Genomic DNA, 9,485 nt, shown 5'->3' with positions numbered 1-9,485 from the left:
GCCGGTGAGCTTCTTGTTCAGCTCCGGGATCACCACGCCGACGGCCTTGGCTGCACCGGTGGAGGACGGAATGATGTTCTCCAGGATGCCGCGGCCGCCGCGCCAGTCCTTGTTGGACGGGCCATCGACGGTCTTCTGGGTAGCGGTGGCCGCATGCACGGTGGTCATCAGGCCGCGCTTGATGCCCCACTTGTCGTTGATGACCTTGGCCAGGGGGGCCAGGCAGTTGGTGGTGCACGAGGCGTTGGAGATGATCGCCTGCCCGGCATAGGTCTTGTCGTTCACGCCGAACACGAACATCGGGGTGTCGTCCTTCGACGGCGCCGACAGGATCACCTTCTTGGCGCCCGCGTCGATGTGCTTCTGCGCGGTTTCCTTGGTCAGGAACAGGCCGGTGGATTCAATGACGACGTCCACGCCCACTTCGTCCCACTTCAGGTTGGACGGATCGCGTTCCTGGGTGAGGCGGATCTTCTTGCCATTGACCAGCAGGTCGCTGCCGGACACCGACACATCGGCCTTGAAGCGGCCGTGCACCGAGTCGTACTTCAGCATGTAGGCCAGGTAGTCCGGCTCCAGCAGATCGTTGATGGCCACGATTTCGATGTCATTGCCGAAATTCAGCACGGCCGAGCGCAGCACATTGCGACCGATGCGACCGAAACCGTTGATGCCAACCTTGATTGCCATGTTCACAAGCTCCTGCAGCCGCGACGGTGCGGCGCCGATGGAAAGGGGCGTTCATTCTAGCAGGGCCGAACCGGGGCAAGGCCCCGGCGGCGAATGGGAACCGGTTACAGGGTCAAATACGCGGATTGATCCGGATCAAGGCGCGGCGCGGCCGGGACGGGAAAACTGGCCCCATTCCACCCCGCAACGAGACACCGTCATGCGCAAGACCTCCCCCCTCCTGCTGTCCAGCCTGGCCGCCGCGCTTGCCCTGGCCGCCGCACCGGCCATGGCCCAGTCCAAGGGCGACTGGACGATCGGTGCCGGCGTGCACCAGGTCGCCCCGAAGTCGAACAACGGCTCGCTGGCCGGCGGCACGCTGAAGGTCGATGTCGACAACGACATCAAGCCGACCATCACCGGCGAATATTTCATTGCCGACAACCTGGGCATCGAGCTGCTGGCGGCGCTGCCGTTCAAGCACGACATCAACATCGCCGGCCTGGGCAACGTGGGCAGCACCAAGCACCTGCCGCCGGTGATCTCGCTGCAGTACCACTTCAACAGCAAGGGCAAGGTGTCCCCGTTCGTCGGCGCGGGCATCAACTACACCACCTTCTTCAGCGAGAAGACCGGCGGCGCGCTGGCCGGCAGCAAGCTGAAACTGGAAGACTCCTGGGGCCTGGCCGCGCATGCGGGCCTGGACTTCGCGATCAACGACAACGGCGCGCTGCGGGTCGATGTGCGCTGGATGGACATCGACAGCAAGGTCAAGCTCAACGGCGAAAAGATCGGTACGGTCAACATCGACCCGCTGGCTTACGGCGTGTCCTACGTGTTCAAGTTCTGATCGGCGGATCAGAACCCGACAGCGCAACACCCCTCGCAGCAAGCGTTTTTCCCCGGCTTCGGCCGGGGATTTTTTTTGCGCTTCTCCCAAGGGAAGCCGCGTCCTGCTCCACAGGCCGTAGCAGATGGCTTGAGGCGCTATGCGTGTGGCCGGGTGTGCAGAGTGATCGGCTGGCGTCTCCGATCGGGGTTGTCGCGAGGAGGGCCCCGTAGCGGCCGGTAGGCTCCTGGCGCAAGTGTCCCCCGGTCGCCAAGCGGCCTCCTCCTTTATTTTGCCCAGGAGCCTACCGACCGCTACGGGGCTCGGCTTGCGGCGCAGGTGAGGCGCCCGGCTTTTTTTCATGGCCGTCGGTGGGTCGGGGGCTGGGGCCCTATCCCCTTGGAGGCGAAATAAAGGGGGAGGTGGCGGCCGCAGGCCGACGCCGGAGGACATTCGCCGGAAAAGGCATAGGGCCCCAGCCCCCGACCCACCGACCGCCGCGCGCCTGGAAGGATTCACAGCGCGCCACGCGGATGGGTGAAGCACCTTCGTTCGATCCGGCATTGCGAGCAGCCACCCATGGGGTGGCTCTACCGGGGGGAGAGCAGGTGCTGTGCCGCCGCCTGCGCATGTAGCGCGGCGGTGTCGAACAACGGGACCACTGCATCGTCATCGCCAACCAGCAGCATGATCTCCGTGCAGCCAAGGATGATCGCCTGCGCGCCGCGATCCACCAGCCCCTGCATCACGCCTTGGTACACCACGCGCGATGCGTCCAGCACCCGGCCCTGCACCAGCTCCTCGTAGATGATCCGATGCACGTGTGCGCGATCGTCCGCCGCCGGCACCAGCACCTCCAGCCCATACCGCTGCGCCAACCGCACCCGGTAGAAATCCTGCTCCATCGTGAATGCCGTGCCCAGCAGGCCCACCCGCGTCAGCCCCAGCGCCTGGATCGCCTCGCCCACCGGATCGGCGATGTGCAGCAGCGGCACACCGATGGCCGCCTGCACCTCCTCGGCCATCAGATGCATCGTATTGGTACAGATCACCACCGCTGTCGCGCCTGCGCCTTCCAGCTGCCGTGCCACCTGCACCATCGCCTGCGTCGCCGCCGCCCAGTCCCCGGCGCGCTGCATCGCTTCGATGTCGGCAAAATCGAACGACCACAGCAACAGCCGCGCCGAATGCATCCCGCCGAGCGCATCGCGCACCTGCTCGTTGATCATCCGGTAGTAGTGCGCCGAACTCTCCCAGCTCATCCCGCCGATCAGACCCAACACCTTCTGCACCGTCGCCACTCCCGTTGTCGATCCGGCGCCAGCGTACTCCCGCCACAACGCCGCCAGCCAGATCCGGGCAAGCCGCCCGGTGGGCGGCCCGCTAGAATGCTGCCGATGAAAATTGCCTCCCTGATGCCTGCCACCGCCCTCGCGCTGGCCCTCACCTTCGTCTCCACCGATGCCCTGGCCTGGGGCGCCCAAGGCCATCGCCTGGTCGCCCGCATCGCCGAAACCCGGCTCACCCCACAGGCCAAGGCCGACGTCGACCGCCTGCTCGCCAGCGAGCCCGATCCCACGCTGCACGCCATCGCCCCGTGGGCCGACCAGCTGCGCGCCAAGGACCCGGGACTGGGCAAGCGCTCGGCCGGCTGGCATTACGTCAACATCGGCGAAGACGACTGCCATTACCAGGTGCAGAAGCACTGCAGGAACGGCGACTGCGTGGTCGAAGCACTCAAGGCACAGACCGCCATTCTTGGCGACCGCAGCAAGTCCGATGCTGAACGCGCCCAGGCGCTGAAGTTCGTCGTTCATTTCGCCGGCGACATCCACCAGCCGATGCACGCCGGTTACGGCCACGACAAGGGCGGCAACGACTTCCAGGTGCAGTTCAACAATCGCGGTACCAACCTGCACTCGCTGTGGGACAGCGGCATGCTCAATGAGCAGAAGCTGGACGATGACCAGTACTTCCAGCGCCTGATGGCCCTGCCCGCGCCCAAGCTGGGCAAGCGCTCCAACATCGCCACGGATGCCGTGCAGTGGGCCGAAGCGAGTTGCCGTATCGCCATTGCACCTGGCGTTTACCCGACCAGGCGTACGCTGGGCCCGGAATACACCGCGACCTATCGCCCGATCGCGGAGCAGGAGCTGCGCCTGGCCGGAGAACGCCTGGCGGTGCTGCTCAACGCCACCTTGGGCAAACGCTGAGGCCATCACCATGTCACTGCACGTCGCCAGTTTCTTCCACCCCGACAGCCATACCTTCAGCTACGTGGTGCACGATCCGGCGACCCTGCAGGCGGCGGTGATCGACCCGGTGCTGGACTACGACCCGGACACCGACGCGCTCGGTGCCGGGCCGCTGCAGCCGCTGCTTGCGCACGTGCGCGACGGCCGCCTGCAGGTGCGCTGGCTGCTGGAAACCCACGCCCACGCCGACCACGTCAGTGCCGGCCGCTGGCTCAAGCAGCAGTGGCCGCAGGCAACCCTGGCCATGGGCAACGGCATTGTGCAGGTACAGAAGACGTTCGCGCCACGCTATGCGCTGGACGTGCCCACCGACGGCTCGCAGTTCGACCATCTGTTCGCCGATGGCGAGCGCTTTGCACTCGGCGACATCGGTGCCGAGGTGATCGCCGTCCCCGGCCACACCAGTGACAGCGTCGCCTATCGCATCGGCGATGCGCTGTTCACCGGTGACTCGCTGTTCATGCCCGATGGCGGCACCGCCCGCTGCGACTTCCCGGGTGGCGATGCCGCGCAGTTGTACCGCTCGATCCAGCGGCTGCTCGCCCTGCCCGACAGCACCCGCGTGTTCATCTGCCACGATTACGGTCCGGGCGGTCGCGAGGTCGCCAACGAAACCACCATCGGCGAACAGCGCGCGCGCAACATCCACCTGCATGATGGCGTCAGCGAAGCCGACTTCGTCGCCACCCGCCGGGCGCGCGATGCCACGTTGGCCGAGCCGACGCTGATGCATCCATCAGTGAAGGCAAACCTGCAGGGTGGCCCCGACCGGTCGTAGTGCCGGCCAAAGGCCGGCACCCCCACGATCAACGCCCTTGCCGACGCACCGTGTGCTGGCCGTGCACGATTTCAAACGTGAAGGCGTACAGCAGGCTCACCGGCACCGGCTCGATCCGCTGCGCACCTTCGCAATCCCCTTTTTTATCAGGGAGGCTGCCGGCAGCGTAGTGACACACCGCCGCCGGTGAAAACAGCCAGTGCGCCACCGCCTCCTGCGCCGCCTGCAGCAACGGCGCATTCTCTGCCGCGGTGCCGGCGCTGCATTCAGGGCGATCGGCCAGGGCCGCGCTGCGGTCCACCTTTCCTTCCGCCGTCACCACCACCTGCAGGCACACCACGGTGGGCGGCAGCTCGCGACGTGGATCGCGCGTCCCGACCACCGGGTCCTGCGCCGCATACAACTGCGGCATGCGATAGCCTTCGCTTGGCTGCAGCCGATACGGCTGCACCTGGCCTGCACCGCCACCGCCGTCGGCGTGCAGCCGCTGCAGCGCGACGTTCTCGCTGCGGGTGTCCACCGTGGTCACCGACGGTTGGCTTGCGCAACCGGCCACCAGGCACGCAATCCCCAGCAGGGGGAGCGCCTGCCTCACGGCGCCGGGCCCGTCTCGTCCATCTGGAAGGTCATCGGGATCTTCAGCGCCGAGGCGACCGCCTTGCCGTCCCGGCGCGCCGGTTCGAAGGTCCATTGTTTCGCCGCGGCGATCGAGGCTGCCTCGAACACGCCGGCCGGCGTGGAACTGAGCACGCGCACCTCGCCGGCCCTGCCCTCGGCATCAACCTCCACCCGCAGCACCACCTTGCCCGACAGGCCCTGCTCGAACGCCTTGCTGGGATAGCTCGGCGGCGCCATCACGCGGGCCTTGGCCGGCACGGTGACCTCTGCGGCCACGCCGGCCTGGTTGGCCAGCGCCGCTGGGTCGGCTTCGATCGCCGCCGGGGCGCTCCCGCCCTGGCTGGCCCACGCCACCGCCGCCAGCCCCAGGCTCATGCCCACCACCAACACCTGGCCGCTCAACCACGGCAATGCCTTCCGCTTGTGTTCCTTCAACATGGCAATACGCTCCTTCAACATCGGTTGGCTGCGCCAGTGGCAGGCCATCGGCGCAACCGGGTGGGCCAACTGCGCCTTCAGCAGCGCGTTGGCGTAGATCCGGCGCTGGGCCGGGTGTGGATCGAGGGTGCGTGCATCGCAGGCCAGTTCCTGGTCGCGCAGGAAACGGCGCGCCGCCCACGGCAGCAGTGGATGGAACCAGAACACGCAGCGCAGCAGCACCAGTGCGGCATTGGCCCACGGATCGCCGTGGCGGCGATGGCTGCGCTCGTGCCGCAGGATCAGCGCCTGTTCGACGGTGCTGAAGTCCTGGTCGAAGCGTGGGCCGACCACGATACGCGGGGCCCACAGCCCCACCAGCGCCGGCAAGCCTGGATCGGCGCTGGCTTGCCAACTGCCGTCGGCGCGCGGTGACAGCGTGCCCAGCGCGCGCGCGAAGCGGCGTTGCGCGCGCCAACTGGCCATCCCCATGACCAGCGCGCCCACTGCCCACGCCGCCAGCAGCAGCCACGGCCAGGCGGGCGTTGCGGGGGCGGCAATGGGAGCAGTCCACGCGGCGGCAGCGGCAAGCACCGGCAGCGCATCGGCCAGTGGCGCCACCGGCAATGGCAGGTGCAGCGTCAACAGCAGTACCGGCACGCACCACCAACTGCGATAGACCAGCGCCGCCCCACCCAACCGCAGCAGCAGCGGCCGCACCAGCGCCAGCAGCAGCACCGCGATGGCCAGCCATACACTGGCCTGCAGCAGCACGTTGAGCAGCTCAGTCATGGTCCAGTCCTTCGATGAGCGCCTTGAGCTCGGCAATGTCCTGCGCGCTCAGTTGCCCGCGCTGGCTGAAATGCGCCACCAGCGGCGCGACGCGACCGTCGAACAGCTTGTCGAGCAGGCCGCTGCTCTGTTCGGCCACCCATGCCTGGCGCTGCAGCACCGGTGAGTAGAGGTACCGGCGCCCATCGCGGCTGGCGCTGATCGCCCCCTTGGTGAGCAGCCGGTTAAGCAGAGTCTTGATGGTGGGCTCGGCCCAGCCGCGCCCGGCCAGCGCGGCCACCACCTCATCGGCACCCAGCGGATGCTCGCCCCACAGCACATCCATCACCACGGCTTCGGCTTCGCTGATCTGGCTCATCATTTACATCCGTAATCGACGGGCCGATTACGCACGTAATCGAAAGGCCTGTCAACCCCTTCGACAGCCGGTTCATCCCCCCGCTGCCAGCATCGGGCGACGCCCCAGGGAGCCCTCGATGCGACGCTATCGAAAATTCGACTACCCCGTCGAGGACGTGCGCCGCTTCCTCGAACCCGGCCCGATCGTGTTGGTCAGCGCCGCCTGGAAGGGCCAACGCAACGTCATGACCCTGGGCTGGCACATGGTGCTGGAGTTCACGCCCTCGCGGCTGGCGACCATGATCGCCCGCGGCAACCACAGCTTCGAGCTGATCCGCCGCAGTGGCGAATGCGTCATCAACCTGCCCACCGCCGAGATGCTCGATACGGTGGTCGGCATCGGCAACTGCAGTGGCGCGGTGATCGACAAGTTCGACCGCTTCGGCCTGGAGACCGTCGCGGCCAGCGAGGTGGCCGCGCCGTTGCTGTCGCAGTGCCACGCCAGTTTCGAATGTCGTCTGGTCGATCGCAGCCAGATCGCGCGGCAGGGCCTGTTCATCTGGGAGGTCGTCAAGGCCCACGTCGCACGCGTGCCGAAACTGCCGCGCACCGTGCACTACCGGGGCGACGGCCAGTTCATGGTCTCCGGCGCGGAAGTCTCGCGTCGCCGTCTGTTCAAGCCCGAAATGCTGTAATGGCCCGCATATACCTGCAGGATGCCGCTGGATGACCGATCACCTCACCGACCTCGACGCTGCGATCGACTGGCTGCTGCAGCGGGTCGACGGCCCCTTGCGCATCGGCGCGCCGCTGGCGCTGGGCAAGCCGCACCGCCTGCTCAATGCCCTGTATGCGCGGGTGGAGAACGATCCCTCGCGTCCGTTGCAGATCTACACCGCGCTGTCGCTGAATCCGCCCAGGGCCAGCGGTGGCGGGCTGGAAGCGCGTTTCATGGCGCCCTTCGCCGAGCGCCATTTCGGCGCGGATTTCCCGCGCCTGGCCTATGCCGATGCGATGGTCCGCGACCGACTGCCCGCGCACGTGCAGGTTGAAGAGTTCTACATGCAGTCCGGCGCGCTGCTCAATTCCTCGCAGGCCCAGCGCAGTTACACCAGCCTCAACTACACCCACGCCGCCGATGCGGTGGCGCAGCGCGCGCCGCATGCGATCGTGCAGAAGGTGGCGGTGCGCCCGGATGACCGGCGGCTGTCGCTGTCGTGCAACAACGACATCACCCAGGACACGCTGGATGCGATGGTCGCGCGCGGGCTGCCGCGTCCGCTGATGATCGCCGAGATCGATCCGCAGCTGCCTTACCTGGCCGGCACGGCAACGGTGGATGTGTCCTTCTTCGACCTGGTGATCACCCCGCCACCGCCGTACCCGGACTTGTTCGGTCTGCCGCGCCAGCCTGTCAGCGACGGCGACTACGCCATCGGCCTGTACGCCAGCGCGCTGGTGCGCGACGGCGGCACGCTGCAGATCGGCATCGGCACGCTGGCCGATGCGATCAGCCACGCGCTGGTGCTGCGACACACCGACAACGCCCGCTACCGCCAGGTGCTGCACGCACTGGACCCGACATTGTCCAGCCACCCGACCGTACTGGAATGCGGTGGCCTGGAGCCATTCGAGATCGGCCTGTACGGCTGTAGCGAGATGCTCAACGAAGGCTTCCGCCGGCTGGTGCAGACCGGGGTGATCCGGCGCAAGGTGCACGACGACCTTGCCCTGATGCAGCGGATCGAGAACGGCAGCACCCTGACCATCGACCACGCCACCCTCGCCGCCGAAGGCGAATACCTGCATGGCGCGTTCTACCTGGGCTCGCCGGAGTTCTACCAGTGGCTGCGCGAGCTGCCCGACGACGAACGCCGCGCGATCGGCATGCGGCGGATCAGCGAGATCAACCAGCTCTACGGCGGCGATGAAACCCTGGAGCGGCTGCAGCGCCGTCATGCGCGATTCTTCAACTCCTGCATGATCGCCACCGCCTTGGGCGCGGCCGCGTCGGATGCACTGGAAGACGGGCGCGTGGTGTCCGGCGTGGGCGGCCAGTACAACTTCGTGGCGATGGCCCACGCCCTGCCCGAGGCACGCAGTGCGCTGATGTTCCGTGCGGTGCGCGAGGACAAGGGCACGGTACAGTCCAACGTGCGCTGGAACTACGGCCACACCACCATCCCGCGCCACCTGCGCGACATCTACATCAACGAATACGGCATCGCCGACCTGCGCAACCTCACCGACGAGGACTGCGTGCGCGGCATGGCCGCGATCACCGATGCCGCCTTCCAGGCCGGGTTGCTGCAGACGGCCAAGGCCTCCAGGAAACTGGAACCCGCCTTCACTGCACCCGAGCACTGGCAGCGACGCAACACTGCTGCTGCGGTCAGCGCCGCGCTGTCACCGTTCCGCCAATCGGGCCTGCTGCCCGACTACCCGCTGGGCAGCGATTTCACCGAGGTCGAACAGCACCTGGTCAAGGCACTGGGCTGGTTGAAGAAGCACACGCAGACGCGTGGCAGCAAGCTGCGCACGGTGCTGGCATCGCTGACCCAGCCGGCCGGTGATGGCGATGCGGTATACCTGCAGCGCATGGGGCTGGATGCACCGAAGACGTTCGGCGAGCGGATCGAGGCAAGGTTGATGCGGTTGGCGTTGGCGCGAACGGCGCTCGCGTGAGCGCAAGGCGCATCGTGTAGAGCAGCCGAGCATGGCTCGGCTCTACCCGCTGCCGTTCGACGCATCGCTCCCAGGTAGAGCCGAGCCATGCTCGGCTGCTCTA

The 9,485-nt window shown here is 67.2% G+C and carries 10 protein-coding genes; 5 read left to right on the top strand and 5 right to left on the bottom strand.

The window, feature by feature from the left end:
• The coding region (locus RTO53_RS18015) for a type I glyceraldehyde-3-phosphate dehydrogenase (RefSeq protein WP_312239086.1) at positions 1–690 on the bottom strand (690 nt) is incomplete at its 3' end.
• 199 nt (positions 691–889) lie between these two features.
• Here RTO53_RS18015 and RTO53_RS18010 point away from each other — a divergent pair.
• On the top strand, positions 890–1,519 hold the full coding sequence (locus tag RTO53_RS18010; RefSeq protein ID WP_312239085.1) for an OmpW family outer membrane protein: 630 nt from the start codon (positions 890–892) through the stop codon (positions 1,517–1,519).
• A 569-nt stretch (positions 1,520–2,088) separates the two neighbouring features.
• Here RTO53_RS18010 and RTO53_RS18005 read toward each other — a convergent pair.
• Positions 2,089–2,790 carry an aspartate/glutamate racemase family protein gene (locus tag RTO53_RS18005; protein ID WP_312239084.1) on the bottom strand — a complete coding sequence of 234 codons (702 nt, stop codon included), beginning with the start codon at positions 2,788–2,790 and terminating at the stop codon, positions 2,089–2,091.
• Between the two features lie 105 nt (positions 2,791–2,895).
• Here RTO53_RS18005 and RTO53_RS18000 point away from each other — a divergent pair, with 105 nt between their 5' ends.
• Both RTO53_RS18000 and RTO53_RS17995 read left to right on the top strand, forming a co-directional pair.
• Positions 2,896–3,711 carry a S1/P1 nuclease gene (locus RTO53_RS18000; RefSeq protein ID WP_312239083.1) on the top strand — a complete coding sequence of 272 codons (816 nt, stop codon included), beginning with the start codon at positions 2,896–2,898 and terminating at the stop codon, positions 3,709–3,711.
• A 10-nt stretch (positions 3,712–3,721) separates the two neighbouring features.
• Positions 3,722–4,531 (top strand): MBL fold metallo-hydrolase, encoded by an 810-nt coding sequence (locus RTO53_RS17995; protein WP_312239082.1) that lies wholly within the window; start codon positions 3,722–3,724, stop codon positions 4,529–4,531.
• A gap of 28 nt (positions 4,532–4,559) precedes the next feature.
• Here RTO53_RS17995 and RTO53_RS17990 read toward each other — a convergent pair whose 3' ends face one another.
• From RTO53_RS17990 to RTO53_RS17980, 3 genes are all read right to left on the bottom strand, one after another.
• Positions 4,560–5,060: a hypothetical protein gene (locus RTO53_RS17990; RefSeq protein ID WP_312239087.1), complete on the bottom strand. Its 501-nt coding sequence runs from the start codon at positions 5,058–5,060 to the stop codon at positions 4,560–4,562.
• Between the two features lie 62 nt (positions 5,061–5,122).
• Entirely contained in the window at positions 5,123–6,358 is a 1,236-nt protein-coding gene (locus tag RTO53_RS17985; protein ID WP_312239081.1) for a TonB family protein, read from the bottom strand.
• Entirely contained in the window at positions 6,351–6,716 is a 366-nt protein-coding gene (locus RTO53_RS17980) for a BlaI/MecI/CopY family transcriptional regulator (RefSeq protein ID WP_312239080.1), read from the bottom strand. Before RTO53_RS17980 ends, RTO53_RS17985 begins: the two co-directional genes overlap by 8 nt.
• 118 nt (positions 6,717–6,834) lie before the next feature.
• Here RTO53_RS17980 and RTO53_RS17975 point away from each other — a divergent pair, with 118 nt between their 5' ends.
• A complete protein-coding gene (locus RTO53_RS17975) occupies positions 6,835–7,392 on the top strand; it encodes a flavin reductase family protein (RefSeq protein WP_312239079.1) in 558 nt (185 codons plus the stop codon).
• A 31-nt stretch (positions 7,393–7,423) separates the two neighbouring features.
• Positions 7,424–9,382 carry an acetyl-CoA hydrolase/transferase C-terminal domain-containing protein gene (locus tag RTO53_RS17970; protein WP_312239078.1) on the top strand — a complete coding sequence of 653 codons (1,959 nt, stop codon included), beginning with the start codon at positions 7,424–7,426 and terminating at the stop codon, positions 9,380–9,382.
• Positions 9,383–9,485 lie beyond the last annotated feature (103 nt).

The sequence above is a fragment of the Stenotrophomonas sp. genome (assembly GCF_031995405.1).
In the GTDB taxonomy this organism is placed as follows: domain Bacteria; phylum Pseudomonadota; class Gammaproteobacteria; order Xanthomonadales; family Xanthomonadaceae; genus Stenotrophomonas.
The sequence above is the reverse complement of the archived record's forward strand: the minus strand, read 5'-3'. Positions and strand labels throughout refer to the sequence as shown.

What these genes read in the sequence shown, in the direction of transcription:
- RTO53_RS18010 (WP_312239085.1), top strand. Translation starts at nt 890, where the DNA reads ATGCGCAAGACCTCCCCCCTCCTGCTGTCCAGCCTGGCCGCCGCGCTT.
- RTO53_RS18000 (WP_312239083.1), top strand. Translation starts at nt 2,896, where the DNA reads ATGAAAATTGCCTCCCTGATGCCTGCCACCGCCCTCGCGCTGGCCCTC.
- RTO53_RS17995 (WP_312239082.1), top strand. Translation starts at nt 3,722, where the DNA reads ATGTCACTGCACGTCGCCAGTTTCTTCCACCCCGACAGCCATACCTTC.
- RTO53_RS17985 (WP_312239081.1), bottom strand. Translation starts at nt 6,358, where the DNA reads ATGACTGAGCTGCTCAACGTGCTGCTGCAGGCCAGTGTATGGCTGGCC.
- RTO53_RS17980 (WP_312239080.1), bottom strand. Translation starts at nt 6,716, where the DNA reads ATGAGCCAGATCAGCGAAGCCGAAGCCGTGGTGATGGATGTGCTGTGG.
- RTO53_RS17975 (WP_312239079.1), top strand. Translation starts at nt 6,835, where the DNA reads ATGCGACGCTATCGAAAATTCGACTACCCCGTCGAGGACGTGCGCCGC.
- RTO53_RS17970 (WP_312239078.1), top strand. Translation starts at nt 7,424, where the DNA reads ATGACCGATCACCTCACCGACCTCGACGCTGCGATCGACTGGCTGCTG.